General features: G+C 71.5%; 24 protein-coding genes and 1 riboswitch. Of the genes, 14 read left to right on the forward strand and 10 right to left on the reverse strand.

Going from position 1 to position 26,379, the window contains the following annotated elements; all coding sequences use genetic code 11:
* Positions 1–5 precede the first annotated feature (5 nt).
* A complete protein-coding gene (locus AB0G50_RS20295) occupies positions 6–1,610 on the reverse strand; it encodes a carboxyl transferase domain-containing protein (RefSeq protein ID WP_360110660.1) in 1,605 nt (534 codons plus the stop codon).
* Positions 1,611–1,734: 124 nt separating this feature from the next.
* Complete coding sequence (locus AB0G50_RS20300) at positions 1,735–2,526, reverse strand: SGNH/GDSL hydrolase family protein (protein ID WP_360110663.1); 792 nt, start codon at positions 2,524–2,526, stop codon at positions 1,735–1,737.
* A gap of 184 nt (positions 2,527–2,710) precedes the next feature.
* On the opposite strand from AB0G50_RS20300, the gene AB0G50_RS20305 reads away from it, so the two are divergent.
* Positions 2,711–3,313 carry a TetR/AcrR family transcriptional regulator gene (locus AB0G50_RS20305; protein ID WP_360110846.1) on the forward strand — a complete coding sequence of 201 codons (603 nt, stop codon included), beginning with the start codon at positions 2,711–2,713 and terminating at the stop codon, positions 3,311–3,313.
* Positions 3,314–3,895: 582 nt separating this feature from the next.
* Positions 3,896–5,902: a phospholipase A2 gene (locus AB0G50_RS20310; protein WP_360110666.1), complete on the forward strand. Its 2,007-nt coding sequence runs from the start codon at positions 3,896–3,898 to the stop codon at positions 5,900–5,902.
* Positions 5,903–6,642: 740 nt separating this feature from the next.
* Here AB0G50_RS20310 and AB0G50_RS20315 read toward each other — a convergent pair.
* The 3 genes from AB0G50_RS20315 to AB0G50_RS20325 all read right to left on the reverse strand — a co-directional run bounded on the left by AB0G50_RS20315 (position 6,643) and on the right by AB0G50_RS20325 (position 9,146).
* Positions 6,643–7,320 (reverse strand): alpha/beta hydrolase, encoded by a 678-nt coding sequence (locus AB0G50_RS20315; RefSeq protein ID WP_360110669.1) that lies wholly within the window; start codon positions 7,318–7,320, stop codon positions 6,643–6,645.
* A gap of 63 nt (positions 7,321–7,383) precedes the next feature.
* Positions 7,384–8,031 (reverse strand): response regulator transcription factor, encoded by a 648-nt coding sequence (locus AB0G50_RS20320; protein ID WP_360110849.1) that lies wholly within the window; start codon positions 8,029–8,031, stop codon positions 7,384–7,386.
* The gene (locus AB0G50_RS20325) at positions 8,028–9,146 is read right to left on the reverse strand and encodes a histidine kinase (protein ID WP_360110672.1); all 1,119 of its coding nucleotides are present in this window, start codon (positions 9,144–9,146) and stop codon (positions 8,028–8,030) included. The genes AB0G50_RS20320 and AB0G50_RS20325 overlap by 4 nt, the downstream gene beginning before the upstream one ends.
* A gap of 159 nt (positions 9,147–9,305) precedes the next feature.
* Between AB0G50_RS20325 and AB0G50_RS20330 the strand changes: the two genes are divergently transcribed.
* Together AB0G50_RS20330 and AB0G50_RS20335 are read left to right on the forward strand one after the other, a co-directional pair.
* Complete coding sequence (locus tag AB0G50_RS20330) at positions 9,306–9,806, forward strand: hypothetical protein (RefSeq protein ID WP_360110675.1); 501 nt, start codon at positions 9,306–9,308, stop codon at positions 9,804–9,806.
* 288 nt (positions 9,807–10,094) lie between these two features.
* On the forward strand, positions 10,095–11,660 hold the full coding sequence (locus tag AB0G50_RS20335; RefSeq protein ID WP_360110678.1) for a cellulose binding domain-containing protein: 1,566 nt from the start codon (positions 10,095–10,097) through the stop codon (positions 11,658–11,660).
* 70 nt (positions 11,661–11,730) lie between these two features.
* On the opposite strand, the gene AB0G50_RS20340 is transcribed toward AB0G50_RS20335, so the two are convergent.
* A complete protein-coding gene (locus AB0G50_RS20340) occupies positions 11,731–12,780 on the reverse strand; it encodes a homoserine O-acetyltransferase (protein WP_360110681.1) in 1,050 nt (349 codons plus the stop codon).
* Positions 12,777–14,066: a bifunctional o-acetylhomoserine/o-acetylserine sulfhydrylase gene (locus tag AB0G50_RS20345; protein ID WP_360110684.1), complete on the reverse strand. Its 1,290-nt coding sequence runs from the start codon at positions 14,064–14,066 to the stop codon at positions 12,777–12,779. Before AB0G50_RS20345 ends, AB0G50_RS20340 begins: the two co-directional genes overlap by 4 nt.
* A 219-nt stretch (positions 14,067–14,285) precedes the next feature.
* Between AB0G50_RS20345 and AB0G50_RS20350 the strand changes: the two genes are divergently transcribed.
* Positions 14,286–15,296, forward strand: a complete 1,011-nt coding sequence (locus tag AB0G50_RS20350) for a Gfo/Idh/MocA family oxidoreductase (protein ID WP_360110687.1) — start codon at positions 14,286–14,288, stop codon at positions 15,294–15,296.
* A gap of 26 nt (positions 15,297–15,322) precedes the next feature.
* Positions 15,323–16,852: an aklavinone 12-hydroxylase RdmE gene (rdmE, locus tag AB0G50_RS20355; RefSeq protein ID WP_360110690.1), complete on the forward strand. Its 1,530-nt coding sequence runs from the start codon at positions 15,323–15,325 to the stop codon at positions 16,850–16,852.
* Here the strand turns inward: rdmE and AB0G50_RS20360 are convergent.
* Positions 16,838–18,118: an MFS transporter gene (locus AB0G50_RS20360; RefSeq protein ID WP_360110693.1), complete on the reverse strand. Its 1,281-nt coding sequence runs from the start codon at positions 18,116–18,118 to the stop codon at positions 16,838–16,840. The two genes, rdmE and AB0G50_RS20360, sit on opposite strands and share 15 nt — an antisense overlap.
* Positions 18,119–18,257: 139 nt before the next feature.
* Between AB0G50_RS20360 and AB0G50_RS20365 the strand changes: the two genes are divergently transcribed.
* From AB0G50_RS20365 to AB0G50_RS20375, 3 genes are all read left to right on the forward strand, one after another.
* A complete protein-coding gene (locus tag AB0G50_RS20365; protein WP_360110696.1) occupies positions 18,258–18,614 on the forward strand; it encodes an SSI family serine proteinase inhibitor in 357 nt (118 codons plus the stop codon).
* A 39-nt stretch (positions 18,615–18,653) separates the two neighbouring features.
* Positions 18,654–19,139: a glutathione peroxidase gene (locus AB0G50_RS20370; RefSeq protein WP_360110699.1), complete on the forward strand. Its 486-nt coding sequence runs from the start codon at positions 18,654–18,656 to the stop codon at positions 19,137–19,139.
* 91 nt (positions 19,140–19,230) lie between these two features.
* A complete protein-coding gene (locus AB0G50_RS20375) occupies positions 19,231–20,004 on the forward strand; it encodes a hypothetical protein (protein WP_360110702.1) in 774 nt (257 codons plus the stop codon).
* A 74-nt stretch (positions 20,005–20,078) separates the two neighbouring features.
* Here AB0G50_RS20375 and AB0G50_RS20380 read toward each other — a convergent pair whose 3' ends face one another.
* Complete coding sequence (locus AB0G50_RS20380) at positions 20,079–21,437, reverse strand: L-serine ammonia-lyase (RefSeq protein WP_360110705.1); 1,359 nt, start codon at positions 21,435–21,437, stop codon at positions 20,079–20,081.
* A 6-nt stretch (positions 21,438–21,443) separates the two neighbouring features.
* Positions 21,444–21,824 carry a glycine cleavage system protein GcvH gene (gene gcvH / locus AB0G50_RS20385; RefSeq protein WP_360110709.1) on the reverse strand — a complete coding sequence of 127 codons (381 nt, stop codon included), beginning with the start codon at positions 21,822–21,824 and terminating at the stop codon, positions 21,444–21,446.
* Between the two features lie 122 nt (positions 21,825–21,946).
* Positions 21,947–22,038: riboswitch (glycine riboswitch) on the reverse strand.
* 198 nt (positions 22,039–22,236) lie between these two features.
* Between gcvH and ald the strand changes: the two genes are divergently transcribed.
* The 5 genes from ald (at position 22,237) to AB0G50_RS20410 (ending at position 26,322) form a co-directional block, all read left to right on the forward strand.
* On the forward strand, positions 22,237–23,343 hold the full coding sequence (ald, locus tag AB0G50_RS20390; protein ID WP_360110712.1) for an alanine dehydrogenase: 1,107 nt from the start codon (positions 22,237–22,239) through the stop codon (positions 23,341–23,343).
* A gap of 296 nt (positions 23,344–23,639) precedes the next feature.
* Positions 23,640–23,822 (forward strand): hypothetical protein, encoded by a 183-nt coding sequence (locus AB0G50_RS20395; RefSeq protein WP_360110715.1) that lies wholly within the window; start codon positions 23,640–23,642, stop codon positions 23,820–23,822.
* A 5-nt stretch (positions 23,823–23,827) separates the two neighbouring features.
* Entirely contained in the window at positions 23,828–24,196 is a 369-nt protein-coding gene (locus tag AB0G50_RS20400) for a hypothetical protein (protein WP_360110718.1), read from the forward strand.
* Between the two features lie 48 nt (positions 24,197–24,244).
* On the forward strand, positions 24,245–25,447 hold the full coding sequence (locus AB0G50_RS20405) for an ABC transporter ATP-binding protein (RefSeq protein WP_360110721.1): 1,203 nt from the start codon (positions 24,245–24,247) through the stop codon (positions 25,445–25,447).
* On the forward strand, positions 25,447–26,322 hold the full coding sequence (locus AB0G50_RS20410; protein ID WP_360110724.1) for an ABC transporter permease subunit: 876 nt from the start codon (positions 25,447–25,449) through the stop codon (positions 26,320–26,322). The genes AB0G50_RS20405 and AB0G50_RS20410 overlap by 1 nt, the downstream gene beginning before the upstream one ends.
* Positions 26,323–26,379: the final 57 nt, after the last annotated feature.

Raw genomic sequence — 26,379 nt, forward strand, 5'->3', positions numbered from 1 at the left:
CGCCATCACATCCGGAAGACGCCGTAGGACACCGGCTCGACCGGCGCGTTCGCCGCGGCGGACAGCGCCAGGCCCAGCACGGTGCGGGTGTCACGCGGGTCGATCACGCCGTCGTCCCACAACCGCGCGGTCGAGTAGTACGGGTTGCCCTGCTCCTCGTACTGCCGGCGGATGGGCGCCTTGAACGCCTCCTCGTCCTCCGCCGACCACTCGTCACCGAGCTGGTCGCGCCGCACGGTCGCCAACACCGACGCCGCCTGCTCGCCGCCCATCACCGAAATGCGCGCGTTGGGCCACATCCACAGGAACCGCGGCGAGTACGCCCGCCCGCACATCGAGTAGTTGCCCGCGCCGAACGAGCCACCGATCACGACGGTGAACTTCGGCACCCGAGCGCACGCCACGGCCGTCACCATCTTCGCGCCGTGCTTGGCGATCCCGCCGGCCTCGTACTCGCGCCCGACCATGAACCCGCTGATGTTCTGCAAGAACACCAACGGCACGTTCCGCTGATCGCACAGCTGGATGAAGTGCGCGCCCTTGACCGCCGACTCGCCGAACAGGATCCCGTTGTTCGCCACGATCCCGACCGGGTGCCCGTGGATCCGGGCGAACCCGGTGACCAGCGTCGCCCCGTACTCCTTCTTGAACTCCTGGAACCGGCTGCCGTCGACCACCCGCGCGATGACCTCGCGCACGTCGTACGGGGTGCGGCTGTCCGTCGGCACCACGCCGTACAGCTCGGCGGGGTCCACCACGGGCTCGACGCTCGGCTCCCGCGTCCACGGCCGCGGCGACCGCGGCCCGAAGGTGCTGACGATCGACCGCACGATCGCGAGCGCGTGCGCGTCGTCCTCGGCCAGGTGGTCGGTCACGCCGGAGGTCCGCGAGTGCAACTCGCCGCCGCCCAGCTCCTCGGCCGTCACGACCTCGCCCGTCGCGGCCTTCACCAGCGGCGGCCCGCCGAGGAAGATCGTGCCCTGCCCGCGCACGATGACCGCCTCGTCGCTCATCGCCGGCACGTACGCGCCACCGGCGGTGCACGACCCGAGCACGGCCGCGATCTGCGGGATGCCGCGCGCGGACATGGTGGCCTGGTTGAAGAAGATCCGCCCGAAGTGCTCCCGGTCCGGGAAGACCTCGTCCTGGCGGGGCAGGAACGCGCCGCCGGAGTCCACCAGGTAGACGCACGGGAGGTTGTTGTGCAGCGCCACTTCCTGCGCGCGCAGGTGCTTCTTGACCGTCATCGGGTAGTACGTGCCGCCCTTGACGGTGGCGTCGTTGGCGACCACCACCACCTCGCGCCCGGACACCCGCCCGACACCGGTGATGACACCGGCGGCCGGCGCGTCACCGCCGTACAGGCCGTCCGCGGCCAGCGGGGACAGCTCGAGGAACGGCGAGCCGGGGTCGAGCAGCGTGTCCACGCGCTCGCGCGGCAGCAGTTTGCCGCGGTCGACGTGCCGCTGCCTGGCCTTCTCGGGACCGCCCAGCGCGGCGACGGCGAGCTTGCCGCGCAACTCGGCGACCAGCTCCGCGTGCTCCTCGCTGTGGCGGCGGAACGCGTCACCGGACTTGTCGGCGGTGCTGCGCAGCACTGGGGCGTCCATCGGCTCCTCGCGGTTAGCAGTCGTTAACCTGAGACCAGGTTAGCGCCTGTTAACGAGGACGTCCACCGACCCCCGAACCCGAAAAAGGGGGACCGCTCACACGGTCCCCCTCCCCGCGCCGACCTCAGCCGGTGACGGCGGTCAACTGCGGCAGGTACCCGAGCCGCTGCCCGTCCCGATTCGGGTGGTACGACTCCTCGACCGGCCACGACAGGCTGTTCAGCCACCACGCCGACGAGCAGATCTCGTGCCCGGCGAACGCACCGCGCAGGTCCCGGTAGGCGAACCCCCTGGCCGAGGCCCGCCCGGAGATGACCGAGTGCAACGTGTCCGAAGCCGAGTTGATGGCGGCCCGCTTGGTGTCGCTCAACCCCACGGAGCAGGAACCGGGCACCTTGTAGAGCCTCGGATACCCCAGCACCACCACCTGTGCCGACGGCGCCCGCCCGCGGATCTGGGCGTAGACGTTGTCCAGCAGGCCCGGCAGGGTGCCCGTGGCGTACGCCTTGGCCTGGTCGACCCGGCTCGTGCAGGCCGAGTCGGTGCCGAGGGTGCAGGTGGTGATGACGTCGGTGAACCCGGCGTCGTTGCCACCGACCGAAATGGTCGCCAACGTCGTGGCGGCGGACAACGCGCCCACCTGGTTCGCCAGCACGTCCCCGGTCTTGGCACCGGAACACGCCACGAACTTGAAGGAGGCCGGACCGTGCGCGGCCGCCCAGAGCGCCGGGTAGCTGTACTGGCTGCGCTTGCAGGAGCCACTGTCACCGTAGTACGACCCGGTGCCGGTCCCGGAGGAGTAGGAGTCGCCCAGGGCGACGTAGTTGGCAGCCGCGGCGGCTTGCGCCGGAACCGTGGCCAGGAGGGCCGAGGCGGCGGTCAGGACCGCCACGACCACCATGCGGACAGGACGCATCGAAGCCTCCCGAGGAGGGGAAACAACACAGGGTGTGATGCGGAGCACGACAAGTGATACCAGTACGTACCGCAATCCAAAAGGCCAATGTCAAGAGTTAACGGCCTGTTTCAGCACCCCGTTAATGATCACCCACAACGATTCCGTTAACGCTCGTTTATGCAACTCCGTCGCGCACCTTAAGATGGAGTTCGTGTCAGCCACCGATGGAGTGAAGCCGAGCCGACGCGACCAGATCCTGGACGCCGCCGCCGAGCTGTTCGCCCGCCACGGGTTCCACGGAGTGGGCATCGACGACATAGGCGCGGCCGTGGGCATCTCCGGCCCGGCCCTCTACCGCCACTTCAAGTCCAAGGACGCGATGCTAGGCGAGATGCTGACCTCGATCTCCGAACGCCTGCTGGACGGCGGCCAGGGCAGGGTGACCGCAGCGGAGAACCCGGAATCGGCCCTCCAGGCCCTGATCGGCTGGCACGTCGACTTCGCCCTGGACGACCCGGCCCTGATCACCGTCCAAAGCCGCAACCTGGCAAACCTGACAGACGAAGACCGCCGCCGAGTCCGAGCCCTACAACGCCGCTACGTAGAGGTCTGGGTGGACACAATCCGCCGCACAACCCCAACCGTGGACGAACCAACGGCAAGAGCAGCCGCCCACGCAGTCTTCGGCCTGATCAACTCCACCCCCCACTCAGCCCACCTGGACCGCACCCAAATGGCCACCCTCCTACGCACGATGTCGGAGGCAGCCCTAACAGGCGTAACGGCCCCAGTCCCCTACCCGTAAGCCCGCAGGGCGCGCAAGCCCAGCGCCACGGTCGCGCCGACCAAGCCAGTGGCCTCGTGTTCTCCCCGTATGGCCTGGGCGCAGCCCAACCGCATGTGTCAAGGGGGCACATTCAGCGCTACCGCCGGCCAAAAAACGATCTGCCCCCTTGACGCATGTGGTTGCCTCCGGCAGGCCATACGGGGAGAACACGACGCCCTTCACCTCCTTGGTGGTCAGCCCGTCCGGCGAGGACGCCCTAAACGCAGGCCAACGCCCAACCAGACACACCCCACACGCGAGCCACTCCCAACCAGACACCCCCCACACACGAGCCACCCCCACCAGACACCCCCCACCACCACACGGGTTGGCACCCCGTTCAAGGATCCGTAACCTGAACCGCCGATGACCGACAGCAGGACGAACGCCGGTGGATGGCCAGGACTCCGGTTACTGGCCGGCCTGCCCGCGTGGTTCAGATTCCTCCTCATCACCCTGGCGGTCTTCGTCTGCGGAGTGATCGCCTCCCGCCCGGCCGGCGCTTCGGACACCCGCCCCCTCGAAGGCGACACAGCCACCGCAGCCCACGCCGTCACAGCGATGACCACCCCCAACCGGGTGACAGACCCCCGCACGACCTTCCCCGCGGACTTCGCGGAGGTGACAGCCCGCAACCCCCGACTCGTCATCGCCCCGGACGGCACAAAACGCGCCACCGACCCCACGGGCGGCTGCTCGGGCCCGGCCGGCGACACGGAATGGGACTTCGGAATCGCGTGCCGAGCCCACGACCTCGGCTACGACCTCCTCCGCTACGCCGAGGCGAAGGGCCACCCCCTCCCCCCACAAGCCCGCAAATCCCTGGACACCCGCCTGGCCGACGACATGCACGCCCAGTGCGACCTCAACCCCAGGAACAGCGGCACCCGGTGCCACGCCGTCGCCACCCTCTACGCGGCCGGCCTCCAGTTCAACTCCTGGCGCCAACGCTGGGGCCCACCGGGCCACGAACCGGTCCTGGCGTGGGGCTTCGGCAGCGCCGTGGTGGTCTTCCTGCTGATCTCCCGCCTCCCGGGCCTCCCGGGCCGCCCCGACCGCCCGCGCCTCCCCCGAGGCCGCACCTCGCCGGCCCCACCCACGAGCCCCTCCCGCTCCACTCACCCCACCACCCCCCAGCCCGACCGCTACGCCACGTTCCTCCGCCTGATCGGCCTGGGCACGGTGGTGGTGGGCCAATCCCTGCTCACCGTCCTGCACTGGTCAGGCGTGAGCGCGACCTGGATGTGGCTGCTGACCTGGGCCCTCCAGGCGATCCCGGTCTTCTACTTCGCCGGCGGCCACGCGAACCTGCTCAGCTGGCAGGCGGTCCAGGCCGACCACGGCGGCTACGGCCGCTACCTGGCGATCCGGATCAGCCGCCAACTCCGCCCGGTGCTGGCGTTCGTGCTGTCCTGGCTGGTCCTCCCGCTCCCGCTGGAACTCCTCGACGTCGACAAGTCCCGCGTCGAGATGTTCGGCAGGCTCATCGCGAACCCGCTGTGGTTCCTGGGCCTCTACCTGGTCGCCGTCGCCGCCACCCCGGTCATGGCCCGGCTGCACCGCGACGCCCGCCTGGCCACCCCGGTGGCGCTGCTGGCCGCGATGATCGTCGTGGACACCTGCCGGGTCACCCTGGACTGGCGCACCGGCGGCTACCTGAACCTGGTCCTCGGCGCGCTGTTCCTCCAACAACTGGGCTTCCACTACGCGGACGGCACCCTCCAGCGGCTACCCCGCCGGGTGCTGACCGCGCTCGCGCTCGCCACCGTCCCGGCCCTGCTCGCCCTGATCACCTTCGGCGGCTACCCCAGGACGATGATGCCCATCCCGGGCGAACCGGGGTCGAACCTCAGCCCGCCCACGATCTGCCTGCTCGTCCTGGGTCTCGGCCAGATCTGCGTGGCGCTTCTCCTCCGCGACCGGATCACCTCGTGGCTGACCGGGCACCGTCCGTGGAGCGTGGTCGACTACGCCCGCCGCGCGCCGATGACCGTGTACGTGGCCTACCTGACCGCGCTGGCCGCCGCGGTCGGACTGCTCGGCCTGCTGGACACCCCGACGACCCTGGACGTGGTGTTGGGCCGCCCGCGCTGGCCGGTCCTGCTGGTGCTCCTGCTCCTCCCGGTCCTGCTCGCGTTCCACCGCTTCGAGCGCACCACGACGCACTCCCTGTGCCACACCAGGGAAACCCACCGCGCCCGCCTGGCCGCCACCCTCGGCGTCGGCTACGGCGTCCTCGGCGTGCTGGGCTTCGTCGTCACGGGCTTCGCGGGCGAACCCGCCACCCTCGTGGTGCTGGACGTCGACCCGATGCAGAACCTGATCCACCTGCTGCTCGGCTGGTACCTGCTGCACGCCGCCCGCAACGGCACCTGCGACGGCCGCCGCCCCTGGCTGCTCACCGCCCTGGCCTGCGTGCCCGCGCTGCTCGTCCTCGAGCCGACCGCGCCCGTCGTCGCGCTGCACGGCGTCACGATCGCCGCCGCGCTGCTGGCCGCCATACCGAAGCAGGACCAGCGCCACCCCGACGAACACCGGGAACCACGCCAGGCGCTCCAGCACCCCTAACCCGTCCGGCACCTCGTGCAACCCGCGCAGCGGCCCGAACGCAGCGCCCACCGACATCACCACCAGCAACGCGCTCTGGTGCACCAGGTACACCGCCAACCCCCGCCGGTCCACCCACCCCACCCGGAACCGGGGCCGCAGGGCGAGCACCAGGCCCACCTGGGCGACCGCCAACGGGTACCCCACCGCCACACCCACCGCGAACAACACCGCACCGCCCCACCGCGCACACCCGTGCCGGGCGTACAACACCCCGAGTTGCCACGGCACCCACCACACCGCGACGAGCCCGGCCCACCCACCGACCACCGCCGGCACCACCGCGAACCCCAGCACCCACCCGGACCGCATCAACGGCGTCACCCCGCGCAACACCGCCCACACCACCAGGAACCACACCGGTTCCACGGCGAGCAGCCCCACCGTCACCACGGTCTGCTGCGGCACCCCGCGCACCGCCAACCCGACCAGCACGACCGCCCAGCACCCGACGAGCACCCCGACCGGCCCCGACACCCGCCGCACCGCGCCCCACCACGACACCCGCGACCGCTCCGCCGCGAACCCCTGCGCGAAGAACAACAACCCGAGCGCCTGGAACACCCACCCCGCCGGCACCGACCCGGGCCGGACGTCCACCAGGCCGTCCCCGGTCGCCACCACCGCCGTACCCAGCCAGTGCCCGACCACCACCCCCACCACGGCGATCGCCCGAGCCGCGTCCACCACACGATCCCGGTTCACGGCCGTCCACCCCGCGCAATGGCCGCCAACGCCCGCAACGACGCGCTCCCCGACTCGAAGTACCCGTCGTGCCGCGCGTCCCCCACGTCGAACACCACCGCCCCGAACGACGGCGACACCGGATCGGCACCGTGCCCCAGGTCGCCCACCCGCACCGCCGGCACCCACCGCGTCCAGTCCCGCGCCCCTCGGGCCGCCCACACCCGAGCCGACGTGCCCAGTTCGTCCACAGTGGACACCCGAACCCCCGGACTGCCCAGGAACACCACGTCGTCCACCCGCACGTCCCGCACCGCCATCGCGCACACCACCGACCCGTAGCTGTGGCACAACAGGTGCACGTGCCCGCTCAACGACCGCACGTACCGCACCAACGCCTCCGCGCCGGCCCGCGCCAACCGCCCGGACGCGGCGTCCACCCCCAGCCCCGAGGGCGTCCGGTACCCGAGCCACGCCACCACCGCGACGTCCGCCCCGACCACGTCGTGCAACGACCGGGCCATCCGCCCCACCGTGGCGTCGAACCGCGCACCGTCCACATCGGACCCCGGCACCACCACGGCGACGTGCGCGGCACCAGCATCCCCGTACACCGCAACACGTCCGACGAAGGAATCAACCCCACCCCCGGGCGTCACGAACACCAGCACCAGGACGAGCAACCCGACTCTCATGCCGCCGAAGCTAGGAGGACCACCCCGCGCCGATCGTCACACCGGAGTCCCGAGATCCAGGCCCTACCCCGGTACGACCAACCCCGACTCGTAGGCCGCGATCACCGCCTGCGCCCGGTCCCGCGCCCCGAGCTTCGCGAGCACCCGGCTCACGTGCGTCTTCACCGTCTGCTCGGCCAGGAACAACCGCCCGGCGATCTCGGTGTTGGACAACCCGGTCGCCACGAGCCGCAGCACCTCGGTCTCCCGCTCGGTCAGCGCCGACAGCGCCGCCGGTTTCACCACGACCTCGGGACGGGCCCGGACGAAGTCCTCGATGAGCCGTTTCGTCACGGACGGCGCGAGCAGCGCGTCACCCCGGGCCACCACCCGCACCGCGTCCAGCAGCTCCCGCGCGGGCGAGTGCTTGAGCAGGAACCCGGACGCGCCCGCCCGCAGCGCCTCGTAGACGTAGTCGTCCAGGTCGAACGTGGTCAGCACGAGCACCCGCACCGGGTCGTCGGCGAGCAGCCTGGTCGCGGTCAACCCGTCCATCCCGGGCATCCGCACGTCCATCAGCACCACGTCGGGCCGCAGCCGGCGCACTTCGGCCACCGCCGTCGCGCCGTCGCCCGCCGACCCGACCACCGAGATGTCCGGTTGGGCGTCCAGCAGCGCCGAGAAGCCCTCGCGCACCATCTCCTGGTCGTCGGCCACCAGCACGGTGATCACGGCCGCTCCAGCGGGATCCACGCCCGCACCTCGAACCCGCCGTCCCGCGCGCCCGCCTCGACCGAGCCGCCGTGCACCGCCACCCGTTCCCGCATGCCGGCCAACCCGTGCCCGCCGCCACCGCCGAGCGACGGGCCGCCCGCGCCGTTGCGCACCACCACGTCCACCACCCCGTCCGCCGCCGTGACCAGCACCGACACCGGCGCGCCCGGCGCGTGCCGACGCGCGTTGGTCAACGCCTCCTGCACCACCCGGTACGCGGTCAGCCCGACCGCCTCCGACACCTCGACGTCGGCCACCTCGGCGTCCGGGAACAGGTCCACGACCTGCCGCAACCCGGGCTGCGGCGCGGTTTCCAGCACCTGCCCGGAGGTCCGCAGCACGCCGAGCAGCCGCTGCATGTCGCCGATCGCGGACCGGGCCGCCTCGCCGAGCTCGCCGAACTCGCGCGCCGCGGCGGGCGACAACCCGGCGAGCCGGTAGGGCGCCGTCTCGCAGCGCACCACCACCATCGACATGTGGTGCGCGACCACGTCGTGCATCTCGCGCGCGATCCGGGCCCGCTCCTGCAACGCGACCTTTTCGTCACGCTCGGCGTGGAACCGCCGCTCGGCCCGGCCGCGCGAGCCGAGCGCGAACCCGAGCAGGAACACCACGGCCAGCGTGCCGGTCGTGATCAGGAAGTACTCGTGCTTGCCCGGCGCCACGGCCCACAGCGCCACGCCGGTGAGCGCCGCGACGAGCAGCGTCACCCGGCCCGAGTGGGTCAACCCGACGAACAGCGCCACCGGCAGGTACCAGCACCACTGCCAGGGCCCGAGGAGCGCGGGTTCCGAGGTGAGCAGCAGGTGGAACGGCAGCAGACCCAGCGTCGCCACCCGCCAGGCGGTGAGCGCGGAGAACGGCAGCAGCGCGAGCGGACCGGCGGTGAGCGCGAACAGCAGCGGCCACCACCCGGCGGGCTCCTGGAACTCGACGTAGTCGGTGGCCGTGCCGATCGCGATCACCAGCGCGTAGGCCCACACGACGCCGTAGCCGACCCGGCGGAACCGGGAGTCGCCGAACACCCGCGCCCGGTCGGGCAGCAGCACGACCTCCAGGAAGGTGCGGATCACCCGGTCGATGCTAGGCGGCGGCGTGCGGCGGCACACCGGACCGGGGAGTGACATACCCGAGTAGCACCCCGCCGGACAACCCGTTGCAGTACCCGATCACCAACCGGTAGGCAGTGCGGAGGAACTGTGGACCCGCGACCCGTGTTGGAAGATGGCTGAATGCACCCGCAGCGAGATCCGGACCGCTGGGCACGGCTCCAGGCCGTGGCCGGCGAAGCCCTGGCCGCCACCAAGGTCGGGGAGGACGCTGTCGCGGTGGACCTGGTCACCGGGTACCTGAGCGGTTCGCCCGAGGGCAACGAGGAGATCAGGGAACTGGTGCTGCTGCTGTTCTCGGAGTGCAGCGGCATGGTCTCCGTGCTGGGTTCGGGCGGCGCGACACCGGTGAAGATGCAGGTGTTCGACGAGGACGGCCAGGAGGTCCCGATCGACGACGCCGACCCTCCGGTGCGCACCGCGATCCGCACCCTGCTGGCCGAGGTGCACGGCGACGAGGAGGCCGCGTCCGAGCAGATCGAGATCGCGCTGGCCAACGGCCGCCCGCAGGAACTGGCGACGGTCGTCCTCCAGGCCCTGCGCTGGACGGTCAAGCTGGCCGTGGAGTGCGACCAGCGCGAACTCCCGGTGGCACCCTGGATCGCGACCGCGCTCGAGGAGTGACCGGCTACCCGGACCCACTCCGACCGAACTCCGAACCCGCGGTCGGCCGCCACCCGGCCGCACTCCCGACCGACCTCCGAACCCGCGGCCGGGCGCCCTCGGCCGGCACCCGGACCCACCGACGCCCCACTCCCGAACCCGCGGTCGGCGCACAGCGGGTGACCGGCCGGTAACGATCGAGTGCGCGGCGGCGAAGAGTAATGAACTCTTGACAGGGAGCTTTGGTCTAGACCAGTCTCCGCGGTGGGCGCGTGATTCCTCCCTGCAATCCCGCCGAGGAGTTCTTCCATGAGATCACGATCGGCTGCGCTGCTCACCGCGAGCGCGCTGGCACTGAGTTCCCTGCTCTTCGTCCCCGCGGCGGACGCCGCCGCGGGCCTCACCGCCACGTTCGCCAAACCCCAGGACTGGGGCAGCGGCTTCGAGGGCAAGTTCACCGTCGCCAACGGCGGTCCGAGCGCGATCACCAGCTGGAAGATCGAGTTCGACCTGCCGTCGGGCACCACGCTGGGCTCGTACTGGGACGCGCTGATCACCAAGACCGGTCAGCACGTCGTGGCGACCAACCGCGAGTACAACGGCTCCGTCGCGGTCGGCGCCACCCGGACCTTCGGGTTCACCGGCACCGGTTCCGGCGCGCCGCTCAACTGCACGATCAACGGCGCGTCCTGCACCGGCGGCGGCAACCCGGGCGACCCGACCCCGCCGACCACCCCGGGCAACCTGCGGTCGACGAACGTCGCGACCAACAGCGTGTCCCTGGCCTGGGACGCGTCCACCGACAACGTGGGCGTGACCGGGTACGAGGTCTACGTGGGCGGCACGCTCAACACCACCGTCACCGGCACCACCGCGACGGTCGGCAACCTCAACGCGCAGACCGCGTACTCCTTCACCGTGAAGGCGCGCGACGCGGCGGGCAACACCTCGCCCGCGTCCAACGCGGTCAGCGTCACGACGCTGCCGGGCACCAACCCGCCTCCCGGCGGCCGCGCGGCGCCCTACCTGTTCCTGGGCTGGGGCAACCCGCCCGCGGTCGCGCCGCTGATGCAGTCGACCGGGATCAAGTGGTTCACGCTGGCGTTCGTGCTGGCGCAGAACGGCTGCAACCCGGCGTGGGACGGCCAGCGACCGCTGACCGGCGGCGTCGACGCCACCACGATCAACCAGATCCGCGCGGCGGGCGGTGACGTCATCCCGTCGTTCGGCGGGTGGAGCGGCAACAAGCTCGGCCCGAACTGCTCGACCCCGCAAGCGCTTGCGGGCGCGTACCAGAAGGTGATCGACGCCTACAAGCTCAAGGCGATCGACATCGACATCGAGAACACGGACGAGTTCGAGAACGCGACCGTGCAGGATCGGATCCTGGAAGCCCTGAAGATCGTCAAGCAGACCAACCCGGGCATCCAGACCATCGTCACCATCCCCACGACGAAGACCGGTCCGAGCGCCACCGGCAACCGGCTGATCGAGCGGGCGAAGGCGATCGGCTCCGACATCGACGTGTACACGCTGATGCCGTTCGACTTCGGCAGCACCGACGTCAAGACCGACACCATCGCGGCCACCACGGCGCTGAAGGACAAGCTCAAGTCGGTCAACGGCTGGTCGGACGCGGTGGCGTTCGCCCACTCGGGCATCTCCGGCATGAACGGCCTGTCCGACCAGAAGGAGGTGACCACCACGGCCACCTGGACCCAGCTGCGCGACTGGGCGAAGTCCAACGGCCTCGGTCGGTTCACCTACTGGGCGGTCAACCGGGACCGCGGCGGCTGCGACGGCCAGGTGTCGTCCAACTGCTCGGGCGTCCCGCAGACCGACTGGGAGTTCACCAAGATCACCGCGGGCTTCTAGCCACCCGCGAGTCCGACCGCCCGGGCACCGCCGGACCCCACGGTCCGCGGTGCCCGGGCGCGTTGCCGGGCTAGACCTTGAGCAGCTCGCGGACCAGGGCGGAGACCTGGTCGATCTCGATCAGGAACCCGTCGTGCCCGTACGGCGAGGCGACCACCCGCAGGTGGTCGGCGGACGGGATGGCGGCGGCGATCTCGGCCTGCATCGACAGCGGGTAGAGCCGGTCCGAGTCGATGCCCGCCACGATGGTGCGCGCGGTGACCCGGCGCAGCGCGGCGGCCACCCCGCCCCGGCCGCGGCCCACGTCGTGGCCGTTCATCGCCTCGGTCAGCACCACGTACGACGCCGGGTCGAACCGCGTGATCAGCTTCGCCGCGTGGTGGTCGAGGTAGGACTCCACCGCGAACCGCCCGTCGGGCTGCACGTCCCGCCCGAACCGCGCGGCCAGCTCCGGCTCGCTGCGGTAGGAGATGTGCGCGATCCGCCGCGCCACGCCCAACCCACCGACCGGGTCCAGCGCGATGGCGTGCAACTGCGGCGACGCGAGCGCGATGTTCTCCGCCGACGACGCCGCGGGCCCGGCGAGCACCAGCAGCGACCGCACGCGGTCGGGCCAGGTCACGGCCCACTCCAGGGCGCGCATGCCGCCCATCGAGCCACCCAGCACCGAGGCCCACGAGGCGATGCCCAGGTGGTCGGCCAGCAGCACCTCGGCGGCGACCTGGTCGCGCACCGACACCCGCGGGAACCGGTCGCCCCACGGCTGCCCGTCCGGCGCGGTCGACCACGGACCGGTCGAACCCTGGCACCCGCCCAGCACGTTCGGCGCCACCACGAACCACTCGGCCGGGTCCAGCGCCAGTCCCGGGCCGACCAGCCCGTTCCACCAGCCGGGCGTGGGGTGACCCGGCTCGACCACGCCCGAGACGTGCGAGTCGCCGGTCAGCGCGTGCTCGACCAGGACCGCGTTGGACCGGTCGGCGTTGAGCGAACCCCACGTCTCGTAGGCCAGTCGCACGGGCAGCCCCGGCAGGGTTCCGTCGAACCACTGCCGGCGGCCGACCGGGTCACCCTCCCGCCACCCTCGGGCGGCGGGAGGGGTGGGTGCGGACGAGCTCACAGCACCGACTTCGCGGCCCGGAAACCTGCCTCCAGGTCCGCCTTGAGGTCCTCGACGCCCTCGATGCCGACCGACAGCCGCACCAGACCCGGCGTGACGCCGGCGACGACCTGCTCCTCGGCGGTGAGCTGGCTGTGCGTGGTCGACGCCGGGTGCACGACCAGGCTGCGCACGTCGCCGATGTTCGCGAGCTGGGAGAACAGCTCCAGCCCGTCCACGAACGCGCGGCCGGCGTCGACGCCGCCGTGCAGCTCGAACGACACGATCGCGCCCGCGCCGCCCGGCAGGTACTTCTGCGCCAGACCGTGCCACTTCGAGGACGGCAGACCGGCGTAGTGCACCTTGTCGACCTCGTCGCGCGCCTCCAGCCACTCGGCGAGCGCCTGCGCGTTGGCCACGTGCCGCTCGATGCGCAGCGACAGCGTCTCGATGCCCTGGATGACCAGGAACGAGGTCAGCGGCGCGATGGCCGCGCCGGTGTCGCGCAAGCCCTGCACGCGCAGCTTGGCCGCGAACGCGCCGTGGCCGAGCACCGGCCAGTACTGGAGGCCGTGGTAGCTCGGGTCGGGTTCGTTGAAGTCGGGGAACTTCTCCGGGTCGGAGAACTCGAACTTGCCGCCGTCCACGACGATGCCGGCGATCGCGCTGCCGTGGCCGCCGAGGTACTTGGTCGCGGAGTGGATCACGATGTCCGCACCGTGCTCCAGCGGCCGGAGCAGGTACGGCGTGGGCACCGTGTTGTCCACGATCAGCGGGACGCCCGCCTCGTGCGCGACCGCCGCGACGGCCTCGATGTCGAGGACGTTGCTGCGCGGGTTGGCCAGCGACTCGCCGAACAGGAGCTTGGTGTTCGGCCGGATCGCGGCGCGCCACGCGTCGATGTCGTCGGGGTCGTCCACGAAGGACACCTCGATGCCGAGCTTCGGCAGCGTGTAGTGGAACAGGTTGTACGTGCCGCCGTAGAGCGACGCGGAGGACACCAGGTGGTCGCCCGCCCGCGCGAGGTTGAGGATCGCGGCGGTTTCGGCGGCCTGGCCGGACGCGAACGCGACGGCCGCGATGCCGCCCTCGAGCGCGGCGACCCGCTGCTCGAGCACGTCCTGGGTCGGGTTGTTGATCCGGGTGTAGATGTTGCCCGGCTCCGCGAGGGAGAACAGGGCCGCGCCGTGCGCGGTGTCCCGGAACACGAACGAGGTGGTCTGGTAGATCGGGGTGGCGCGGGCGCCGGTGGCCGGGTCCGGTGACGCTCCGGAGTGGACCTGCTTGGTGTCGAACGACCAGGACATGCCGTGGACTCCTGTCAAGGCTGGGGATTGGCACGGGCGCGACGAACGGGGACGACGCGCAGGGACAGGGTGGATCAGCCGAGGCGACAGGCCATGCCCGTGACCCGCGCGCGGTCGACGCGACGAAGCGCCAGGGGCAGACTCATGCCGTCGAAGGTAGCCCCGGGTGATGGTCTCGGACAGCACGTCCACGACGTGGGAAGCCTAGGGTTCCTCACCATGCGCACCGCACTCATCGGCTACGGGCTGGGCGGATCCGCCTTCCACGCGCCGTTCCTGTCGAGCGTCCCGGGCCTGTCCCTGACCGCCGTGGTGACCAGCCGCCGGGAGGCCGTCGAAGCCCGGTACCCGACCGCCGAGGTGATCGACTCGGTGGACCTGCTGTGGGACCGCGCGGCCGAGTTCGCCCTGGTGGTGGTCACCACGCCGAACCGGTTCCACGCCGCGCACGCGCGTCGGGCGTTGGAACTCGGGCTGGGCGCGGTGGTCGACAAGCCGTTCGCCGCGACCGCCGCGCAAGCCCGTTCGCTGGTCGCCCTGGCCGCGGAACGGGACCTGCTGCTCGCGCCGTTCCACAACCGCCGGTGGGACGGCGACTTCCGCACCGCGGCCCGGTTGATCGAGTCCGGGACGCTCGGCAAAGTTCACCGGTTCGAGTCACGGTTCGAGCGCTGGCGACCGGCCGTCAAGGACAGTTGGAAGGAGTCGGCGGACCCGGCGGACCTCGGTGGGATCGAGTACGACCTCGGCTCCCACCTGGTGGACCAGGCGGTGGCGCTGTTCGGCCGGCCGACGTCGGTGCACGCGGAGTTGCGCGTGCTGCGGCCGGACGCGCTCGCGCACGACGACTTCTTCGTCGCGCTGACCCACGCCGGCGGCACCGTGTCGCACCTGTGGGCGTCGGCGCTGGCGGCGGACCCGGGTCCCCGGTTCCGGGTGCTCGGCGACCGGGGCGGCTACCTCAAGCACGGGCTCGACCCGCAGGAGGACGCGCTTCGGGCGGGCGAGGTGCCCGGCGGTCCGGGCTGGGGCGAGGAGCCGGAGGCGGCCCGGGGCACCGTCCTCGGCCGTCCGGTGCGCACCGAGCCGGGCGCGTACCAGGAGTTCTACCGGGCCGTCGCCGCAGGTCGCAGCCCGGTTCCGGCCCAGGACGCGATCACCGGGCTCGAGGTGCTGGAGGCGGCGGCGCGGTCGGCGCGCACGGGTCGCGTCGTTCACCTTGATTCCTAAGTCTCTTAGCTTCTAAGATTTCAGGCATGGGAGAGGACAGGCAGGTAGAGGTACTGGTGGTGGGCGCGGGGCTCGGCGGGTTGTCGACCGCGCTGTTCCTGGCCCGACTGGGGGTCGACGTCCTGGGCGTCGCCAAGCACGGCGGCACGTCGCCGCACCCGAAGGCGACCGGCCAGACGCACCGCACGATGGAGCTGTACCGGGTGGGCGGCGTGGCCGACGCGGTACTGGAGGGCAGCACCGGGGTGTCCGCCGGCATCGTGATCAAGGTGGCGGAAAGCCTGCGGGGTCGGGTGTTCCACACGATCGTGCACGAGGCGGACGAACTCGACGTCGGGTTGAGCCCGGAGCGGTTCGGCATGACGAGCCAGGACTTCGCCGAGCCGGTGCTGCTGGCCCGGGCCCGGGAACTCGGCGCGGACATCCGGTTCCGCACCGAGCTGCGGTCGTTCGAGCAGGACGCGACCGGGGTCACCGCGGTGCTGCTGGACCGCGAGACCGGCGTGGAGCAGCGGGTCCGGGCGCGGTACCTGGTCGGCGCGGACGGCCACCGCGGCCCGGTCCGCGAGGCGCTGGGCATCGCGCGGCGGGGGCGCGGCCCGCTGGCGCACCACGTCGGAGTGGTGTTCGACGCCGAGCTGTCCGAGCACATCGCCGCCGACAAGGGGACGCTGTACTACCTGCGGAACCCGGCGTTCACCGGCGCGTTCGTGGCCACGAACACCATGCGCCGCAACGTGTTCACCGTGGAGTACGACCCGGCGCGCGGCGAGTCGCCCGCGGACTTCCCGCCCGAGCGGTGCGTGGAGCTGCTGCGGGTGGCGACCGACGTGCCGGACCTCGAACCCTCCATTGTGGACATCACGTCCTGGGAGATGGCCGCGTGGCTGGCCGACTCGTTCCGGTCCGGCCGGGTGTTCCTGGTCGGCGACGCGGCCAAGGTGACCCCGCCGACCGGCGGCCTGGGCGGCAACACGGCGGTCGGCGACGGGTACGACCTGGCGTGGAAGCTCGCGGCGGTGCTGCGCGGCGAGGCGGGCGAGGCGCTGCTCGACACCTACGAGGCCGAGCGCCGACCGTACGCGAAGCTGGTGGTGGACGGGTCGTTCCACAACTACGTGCAGCGGATGGCCCCGCACCTGGCCGGCCCGGACGTGCCGGACGCGATCGACCCGACGACGCTCGTGCTCGGCTACCGGCACCGGTCCACGGCCGTGCTGGCCGAGGACGACGACCCGGCGTTCGCCGAGGACCCGTTCCACGCCACCGGCCGACCCGGCTACCGGGTGCCGCACGTGGTGGTGCGGCACGCCGGCCGTGAAGTGTCCACCGTGGACTTCACCGGCGGGTGGGCGCTGCTGACCGCGGACCCGGCGTGGGAGGACGCGGAGGTGCGGGTGGCCGTGCTGGAGGGTGACCTCGACCGGTTGGGCGTCGGCGCGCACGGCGCGTCCCTGCTGCGGCCGGACGGCGTGGTGGCGTGGCGGTGCGCGGAGCTGCCGGCCGACCCGGCGGGCGCGGTGTCCCGGGCGTTGGACGCGCTACTGTCCCGCTGACGCGGGCGCCTGCTCGCGGCGGAGCGTCTCGCCGATCGCGAGCAGGCACACCGTGCTGATCACCGCGCCGCCCACCAGGTACGCCGACACCGACCACGAGCCGCCGTGCGCCAGGCCGAGCAGCCACTGCGCGAGGAACGGCGACAACCCGCCGCCCAGCACCGCGCCGAGCTGGTAGCTCGCCGACACGCCGCTGTAGCGGACCCGGGCGCCGAACAGCTCGGCGTAGTAGGCGGGCATGGGTCCGAACAGGGCCGCGGAGCCGGCGAACGCGACGGTCAGCGCGACCACCGGCCGGCCCGCGTCCAGCAGCCAGAACAGCGGGAACGCCCACACCGCCAGGAAAACCGCGCCGGCCAGCATCACCGGCAGCCGCCCGACCCGGTCGGAGAGCCTGGCGAAGACCAGGATCGCCACCGCCTGCGCGGCCGAGCCGACCAGGCCCGCGGTGAGGAGTTCGGACCGGGGCAGGCCGAGCTGCTTCGTGCCGTAGGACACCGCGAACGTCGCGATGACGAACACGAACATGGTGAAGCCCAGGTTCACTCCCGCTCCCAGCAGCACCCGGCGCCACGCGGTCCGCAGCACCTCGACGATGGGCAGCCGCAGCGCGCCGCGCTCCCGGGTGACCTCGCGGAACACCGGGCTCTCCTGCACCGAGAGCCGGACGTAGAGGCCGACGCCCACGAGCACCAGGCTGAACAGGAACGGCAGCCGCCAGCCCCAGTCCGGGAACGCGTCGCCGGAGATCGCGGTGGACAGCCCCATCATCGCGTTGGCCAGCAGGAGGCCCAGCGGCGAGCCGAGGAACGTCCAGCTGCCGTACCAGCCGGTGCGACCCGGCGGTGCGTGCTCGACGGTCATCAGCGTCGCGCCGCCCTGCTCGCCGCCGAGGAAGAAGCCCTGGACCACGCGCAGCAGCACGAGCAACAGCGGCGCGGCGACGCCGAGGGTGTCGTAGGTGGGCAGGAGGCCGATGAGCGCCGTGCACAGGCCCGTGGCGCCGAGGGTGAGCACGAGCATCGCGCGCCGGCCGACGCGGTCGCCGAAGTGGCCGATCACCACGCCGCCGAGTGGTCTGGCGAGGAATCCCGCCCCGAACGTGGCGAGCGCGAGCAGGGTGCCCACCCTCGGGTCGAAGGACGGGAAGAAGAGCTTGTCGAACACCAGCGCGGACGCGGTGCCGTAGAGCAGGAAGTCGTACAACTCCACCGCGTTGCCGACCGAGGAGGCGAACGCGACCCTGCGCACGGTGTCGGACCCCATCCACCGACCTTGGCGCGACGATCTTGGTACCGGCCCGTGTCGTGACTCACATCACACTCGTCCGGGTGGGCATTCGGGACTTCACACGATGCGGTGAGCGGGCTGGAACGGGGCTGCCCCGCAGGTCAGGGTGGGGGTCATGGGCGTACTTCCGTTGGTCGCGGCGCTCGCCGCGCTGGTACCGAGCACCTCCGTCCCGGCCGAGTCGGGATTCCTGTTGGCCCTCAACCGGTCGAGCACGATCCGGGTGGTGAACCTGGACTGCTCGCCGCCCGGCGGGTCGCACCCGCGCGCCGAGGAGGCGTGCGCCGAGCTGGCGCTGGCGAACGGCTCGTTCGACCAGCTGGGCACCGAGGGCGTCGCGTGCACGATGGAGCTGAACCCGGTGACGGTGCGGGCCATCGGCCACTGGCGCGGCGAGACCCGGCGGTTCCTCAAGACCTACTCGAACTCGTGCGTCCTGGAGGCGGCGACCGGCACGGTGTTCAAGTTCTGATCTTCACCCGGTCGCCGGGCGACTCGTAGCCTGGGTGTCATGAGCATCCACGACATCCCGGTGTCCACCCTGTCGGGCGAGCCGTCGAGCCTGGGTTCCCTGCGCGGCAAGGCGGTGCTGGTGGTGAACGTCGCGTCGCGGTGCGGCCTGACGCCCCAGTACGCCGGCCTGGAGCGGTTGCAGGAGCGGTACGCCGCGCGCGGTTTCTCGGTGGTCGGGTTCCCGTGCAACCAGTTCGCCGGGCAGGAGCCGGGCACCGCCGAGGAGATCGCCACGTTCTGCTCGACCACCTACGGGGTGAGCTTCCCGCTGTTCGAGAAGATCGACGTGAACGGCCCGGAGCGCCACCCGGTGTACGCGGAGTTGACCGCCGCCGCCGACCAGGACGGCGAGGCGGGCGACGTGCAGTGGAACTTCGAGAAATTCCTGCTGTCGCCCACCGGGGAGATCACCGCCCGGTTCCGGCCGCGCACCGAGCCCGAAGACGAGGTCGTGCTGAAGGCGATCGAATCCGTGCTGCCGTAATCGCGTTATCACCCGATCGTGTGAGACCGCCCGGATAACACCGGGCACCCATTTCCCGAAAAACGGCGTACACCGACCGAGGACGTGCGCCATGGCCTCTCCACCGGCACCGCACCACCCGTTCCCCCCGGCCGCGCCCGCGCACCCGACGAAGTTCGCGGGCCTGGCCGTGGCGGCCCTGGTCCTCGGCGTCACGGGCCTGGTCTGCTCCCTCGTCCCCCTGCTGAACATCCTCACCGCCGTGGGCGCGCTCGTCGGCGCGGTCCTGGGGATCATCGCCCTGGCCGGCACCCGGCGAGCGATGGCCGCGATCGCCGTGGTGCTGTGCGTCGTGGCGATCGTGGTGTCCGTGATGGTCCAGTCCGCGCTGGTCAACACCCTGGACGGGGCCGCGGACAGCGGCACGGTCACCCCGGCGAGCGCCTCGGCCCGGGCCGAAGGCGTCGTCGCCCCGCCGCCCGCCGCCCGGAGGGCGCCGACGTGGGGCGAGCGCTACACGTGGCCCGGCGGCCTGGCGGTCGAGGTCGCCGCCCCGACCACCTGCACCCCGGGCCGCTACGCCGCGCCGTCGGACGTGACCAGGGCGGCGAAGGTCGCGATCACCGTGGTGAACGGCTCCGCGAAACCCTTCGGGACGGCCGTTCTGACGATCGGGGTGGACGCCCAGTTCAACGGCCGCAAAGCCGACTCGATCTTCGACCTGGACGGCCCCTGCGACACCGACTTCGAATCCACGACGGTGCTGCCGGGAAAGTCCTACACCTACCAGGTCTCCTTCGCGGTGACCGCCGAACCGGGCGAACTCCAAATAGCCCTGCAACCGGACTTCGGCTCCGGGAAGGCGATCTTCGTCGGCCAGGCCTGAGCCCGCCGCGAGAAAGCCCCCCGCCGCGCGCTCGGGCGCGGGACGGGGGGCGTCGCGAAATCAGGACCTGGGAATCAGCACTCGATGACGTTCACCGCGAGACCGCCGCGGGCCGTTTCCTTGTACTTCACCTTCATGTCCTTGCCGGTTTCGCGCATGGTCTTGATGACCTTGTCCAGCGACACGAAGTGCGAGCCGTCGCCCCGCAGCGCCATCCGCGCCGCCGTGATCGCCTTGATCGACGCCAGCGCGTTGCGCTCGATGCACGGGATCTGCACCAGTCCCCCGATCGGGTCGCACGTCAGGCCGAGGTTGTGCTCCATCGCGATCTCCGCCGCGTTCTCGACCTGCTCCGGCGTGCCGCCCAGCACCTCGGCCAACCCGCCCGCCGCCATCGAGCACGCCGACCCGACCTCGCCCTGGCACCCGACCTCGGCGCCCGAGATCGACGCGTTCTCCTTGAACAGCACGCCGATCGCGCCGGCCGTCAGCAGGAACCGCACGATGCCGTCGTCCGACGCGCCCGGCACGAACCTGGCGTAGTAGTGCAGCACCGCCGGCACGATCCCGGCCGCGCCGTTCGTCGGCGCCGTCACCACCCGGCCGCCGGCGGCGTTCTCCTCGTTCACCGCCAGCGCGAACAGCGTCACCCAGTCCATCACCCGCAGCGGGTCGGTCGCGTAGTGCTCCGAGGCCAACCGCGCGTGCATCTCCGCCGCGCGCCGCCGCACCTTCAGACCACCCGGCAGCTCGCCGGTCTCGACGCACCCCTGCGCCACGCACTCCTGCATGACGCCCCAGATGCGCAGCAGCGACGAGCGCACCTCGGCCTCCGGCCGCCAGGACAGCTCGTTCGCCAGCATCACCTCGCTGATCGACAGGCCGTGCTCGCGCGTGCGCGCCAACAACTCGTCCCCGGTCCGGAAGGGCAGGGCGAGCGGGGTGGTGTCGGGCTTGATGCGGTCGGCGCCGGTCGCGGTCTCGTCCACCACGAAGCCGCCGCCGACGGAGTAGTACACCGCCGAGTCGACCACCGCATCACCCGAGTAGGCGGCGAAGCTCATCCCGTTCGGGTGCAGCGGCAGCGACTTGCGGCGGTGCATCACCAGGTCGGTGTCTTCGCGGAACGCGATCTCCCGCACGCCACCCAGCAGCAACCGGCCCGTCGCCCGGATTTCGGCCACCCGCCGCTCGGCCTCCCGGGGGTCGACCTCCTCCGGCCGGTGACCCTCCAGACCCAGCAGCACCGCCTTCGGGCTGCCGTGACCATGTCCGGTTGCACCGAGTGAGCCGAACAGCTCCACATGCACCCGGTCGACTGAATTCAGAGGCAATCGATCGATGAACATGGTCGCGGCTCGCATCGGGCCGACCGTGTGGGAACTGGACGGCCCGATACCGATGGAGAACAGGTCGAAGACGCTGATCGCCACGGCCGCTCAGCTCTCGGTCAGTTCCGCGTACTTCGCGGCGGTGAGCAGGCCCTGCGCGTCGGTGACGGTGACCTTGAACAGCCAACCCTCGCCGTACGGGTCGTCGTTGATCGCCGACGGGTCGTCCCCGACCGCGGTGTTGACCTCGACCACCTCGCCGCTGACCGGCGCGTACAGGTCGCTCACCGACTTGGTCGACTCGAGCTCGCCGCACACGTCGCCGGACTGCACGACCGTGCCGACCTCGGGCAGCTGCACGAACACGATGTCGCCCAGCGAGGACGCGGCGTAGGAGGTGATGCCCACCGACACGGGCTCCTGGGTGCCCGGCACCCAGTCGACCCACTCGTGCTCGGCGGTGTACAGCAGGTGTTCGGGAAAGGTCACGGCAGCGCTCCCTGACAGGTGGGTTCCAGGTCCCCTGCTCTGTCCTGGGACCTGAGAGCTTCACCGCATCGTCGCGGCTTGCACCGTGGGTGCGCGCCGCGGGGCACGCTTTCCAGAGTCGCCTCGCCCGCGCGGTTCTCGCTGCCTGAGAGTGTGCGGGGTGCTTGCTCCTTCGGCGCCCCGGTCGTGCCGAGGACTCTCCCGCGCGGGTTCCGGCGCAGGTGGGCGCCGCGGCCGATGTTCAGTTGGAGTGACCCGAACGCTAGGTGCCGACCACGACGGGTGTCAACGCGCGGCGGCCCTTGTTCACCTCGCACAAACGCGGACCTCGCCGTTCGTGCTCCCGGCACGATGACAGGGCGCACCGGGTACCCGACCTTTGGCGTACCGAGTAGGAGCGAAGGAGCCCACCGTGCGGATCGCAGTTCCCCGCGAGATCAAGAACCACGAGTACCGCGTCGCGCTGACCCCCGCGGGCGCCCACGAGCTGTCCTCCCGCGGGCACGAGGTGTTCGTCGAGGCCGGCGCGGGTCTGGGCTCGGCCATCACCGACGAGGAGTACCTCGCCGCCGGCGCCAAGGTGCTGGCCACCGCGGACGACGTGTGGGCCGAGGGCGACCTGGTGCTCAAGGTCAAGGAGCCCATCGCGGTCGAGTACCCCCGGCTGCGCAAGGGCCAGGTGCTGTTCACCTACCTGCACCTCGCCGCCGACCTGCCGCTGACGCGGGCGCTGCTGGACTCCGGCACCACGGCCATCGCCTACGAGACCGTGCAGACCGCGAACGGCGCGCTGCCGCTGCTGGCACCGATGTCCGAGGTCGCGGGCAGGCTCGCGCCCCAGGTCGGCGCGTTCTCGCTGATGAAGCCCTCCGGCGGGCGCGGCGTGCTGCCCGGCGGCGTGCCCGGCGTGCACCCGGCGCGGGTCGTGGTGATCGGCGGCGGCGTGGCGGGCCTCAACGCGGCCACCATCGCCGTCGGCCTCGGCGCGGACGTGGAGATCCTCGACACCAACGTGGACCGCCTCCGGCACATCGACTCGCTGTTCCAGGGCCGGCTGCGCACCGTCACGTCCAACCGCTACTCGGTCGACCAGGCCGTGCGCGAGGCGGACCTGGTGATCGGCGCGGTGCTGGTGCCCGGCGCGAAGGCGCCCAAGCTGGTGAGCAACGAGCTGGTCGCGCAGATGAAGCCGGGCTCGGTGCTCGTGGACATCGCGATCGACCAGGGCGGCTGCTTCGCCGACTCGCGGCCGACCACCCACGCCGACCCGACCTACCAGGTGCACGACTCGGTCTTCTACTGCGTCGCCAACATGCCCGGCGCGGTGCCCCGCACGTCGACCTACGCGCTGACCAACGTCACGCTGCCGTACGCGGTCGCGTTGGCGGACAAGGGATGGCGTGCCGCGCTGGCCGCCGACGCCGCCCTGGCGCCCGGCCTCAACGTGCACGAGGGCCTGCTGACCAACGAGCCGGTCGCGCAGGCGCACGAGCTGGAGTTCACGGCCTTCGAGAGCTGATCGCCGCAACAGGAAAGGGCCGCCCGCACAACCGCGGGCGGCCCTTTCAACGTGAGGCGGCCCGCTCAACCAGCCTGGGGGTCACTGGGAGCGGGCCGCGTGGCCAATCTTAGCCGGGAACGGGGTCCGCTGCCCAGGCGCGGGGGTCGAGTCGTGGCCAATTCTTCACCGCGTCAGGGCACGTTCCGTGGTTGTGCCTCAAGCAAACGAGTGAATTCGCGTCGTAACGGGTCAGTCACGACACGGTCTCGACCGATGCCTCAGGCAGACCTTCCGCCGCAGGGATCGGAGCGCTCATGGCACACCCGCAGGGCTGGATCGACTGCCACGACCCGTTCGGCCGAGACCGGTCGGTGACGGTGGTGGTGGAGGACGACCGGGTGCTGCTCGTCGCCCCGCCCGGCGAATCGGCTGTGATGTCGGTCACCCAGACCCGTCGGTTGCACCGCCTGCTCGACCAGGCCGCGGACCGGATGTGATCGGGGTGGACGAAGCGCTCCGCGCCGCCGTGCTGCGCCGGCTGGCCCACCTGGACGAGGTCGCCGAGAGCGGCGAGGCCGACGCGCTGGTGCCGCTGGCGCGCTCCGAGATCCACCGGCTCGCCGACGGCTGGCGGCTGCTGTTGACCGTGCACCAACCGGATCCGGACAGCCGGTGCCTCGCGTGCGTCGGCGTGCTGCGGCACAAGCGGTGGCCGTGCCAGGTGTGGACGATGGCGCACCAGCACCTCATCGGCGAGGGCGTGCCGCACCGCGAGCGCAGGCGACCGCTGCGCTACCCGTTCGGACGTGTCACCACCACCCGGGATCTACCGGAGGTGACGCGGAAACCACGACACGCCCGACCCGAGTGATCCGCCTAGGGCAGGATGACCCCCGGTAGGAGCACTCGGGAGGGACGCGTGCACGACGGCAGTGGCCGCATCGTGGTGCAGAACTTGACCAAGCAGTTCGGTCCGGTCGCAGCGGTGCAGAATCTGAGCTTCACGGTGGAACCCGGTTCGGTGACCGGCTTCCTCGGTCCGAACGGCGCCGGCAAGACGACGACCCTGCGCATGCTGCTCGGGCTGGTGACGCCGACCGCGGGCATCGGCCTGATCAACGGGCGCCCGTTCCACCAGCTCGGCAACCCGGGTCGGGTCGTCGGCGCGGTGCTGGAGGCGCAGGGGTTCCACCCCAAGCGCACCGCGCGCAACCACCTGCGGGTGTACGCGGCCGCGATCGGCGTGCCGGACCAGCAGGCGGACCGGGTGTTGGAACTGGTCGGCCTCGGCCAGGCCGCGGACCGCAAGGCGGGCGGGTTCTCGCTGGGCATGAAGCAGCGGCTGGCACTGGCCACCGCGCTGCTCGGCGACCCGCAGGTGCTGGTCCTGGACGAGCCGGCCAACGGCCTCGACCCCGAGGGCATCGCCTGGCTGCGGCAGTTCCTCCAGTCCTACGCCCGGTCCGGCCGCACGGTGCTGATCTCCAGCCACCTGCTGGCCGAGGTCGAGCAGACGGTGGACCAGGTGGTGATCGTCAGCCGCGGCCAGACCATGTACTACGGCCCGCTGGCGAACCTGCGCGACTCGCAGCAGAGCCGGGTGCTGGTGCAGCCGTCGGACCCGGGCGCGCTGGTGGCCGCGTTGCAGGCCGAGGGCATCTCGGGCATCGAGCAGGTGCCGGACGGCCGGATCGCGATCGCGGGCGTCGACGCGAAGCGGGTCGCCGACCTCGCGCTGAAGGCGGGCGTGTCGGTGTACGGCATCCAGGAGGAGAAGGCCGACCTGGAACGGCTGTTCTTCCAGCTGACCAGCGGTCAGTACGCGGCGCCGCCGCCACAGCAGCAGTACGGGGCTCCGAACCCGTACGCGGCGCCGAACCCGTACGGCGACCCGGCGGCGCAGAACCCGTACGGCGGGCAGCCGCCGGGTTCGGGCTACTACGCGCCGCCGCAGGGGTACCAGCAGCCGGGGTACCAGCAGGCTCCCCCGCCGGTCGTGCCGCCTCCGGTGGCACCGCCTCCCGCGGTACCGCCTCCGGGCACGCCGCCGCAGGGGTACCAGCAGGATCGGCAGCAGGGGTACGACCAGCCCGGCCAGGGCGGTCTCGGGGGCGGTGCGTGATGCTGGGAAACCTGGTCAAGGCGGAGTTCCGCAAGACGACCACCACCGGGTTGTGGTGGGGACTGCTCATCCCGACGTTCGTGATCGCGCTGGGCTGGGCGCTCGGCACGGGCGCGATCGGTGACGGCATCCTCGAGGTGTTCAGCAGCTCCGAGGCCGAGGAGCTGACCAACGCCTTCGGGTTGGACCCCAGCCAGTGGCAGCTGTCGCTGTTCGGCATGGCGCGCAGCATCAACGTGGCGACGATCTTCCCGATGATCTTCGGCGGGCTCGCGATCTCGAACGAGATCAACCGGCGGACCATCACCACCACGTTCCTCACCGCGCCCAACCGGGTCGCCGCGCTGACCGCGAAGATGCTGGTCTACATCGCGTGGGGCGCGTTCTACGGCATCGTGATCGTGGCGTCGGTGAGCATCGGCATCGCGCTGACCTCCTCGCCGTCGGCGCTGCCGGACGCGGGCGGCTGGCTCGCGATGTGCGCGGTGGGCCTCGTGGCGTCGATCCTGATGACGATGTTCGGCGTCGGCGTGGGCGCGTTGATGGGCAGCGTGGTCGGCACGACGGTGGTGCTGCTGCTGTACATGCTGATCGTGGAGAACCTGATCCAGCTGGTGCTCAGCTCGCAGGGCGCGCCGTGGTTGATCGGGTACCTGCCCAACGGGTCGGTCAACGGGATCACCGGGTCGGTGGCGTCGTCGCTGTTCCTGTCGGCGGCCGGGGTGGTGCCGGACGAGGTGGTCCAGGCGACCCGGTTCTTCGCCGGTGGGCTCGGGGCGTTCGAGTGGTGGATCTCCGGGTTGATCTTCCTGGCCTGGACCGCGTTGTTCTTCGCCGGCGGGTGGGCGTCCACGCAGCGCAAGGACATCACGTAAGGGCTGGGCGGCCGGGTCGCGTGAGGGTTCGCGTGAGCTGAGTCGCCTGATCGGAAA

The sequence above is a fragment of the Actinosynnema sp. NPDC020468 genome (assembly GCF_040642015.1).
In the GTDB taxonomy this organism is placed as follows: Bacteria; Actinomycetota; Actinomycetes; order Mycobacteriales; family Pseudonocardiaceae; genus Actinosynnema.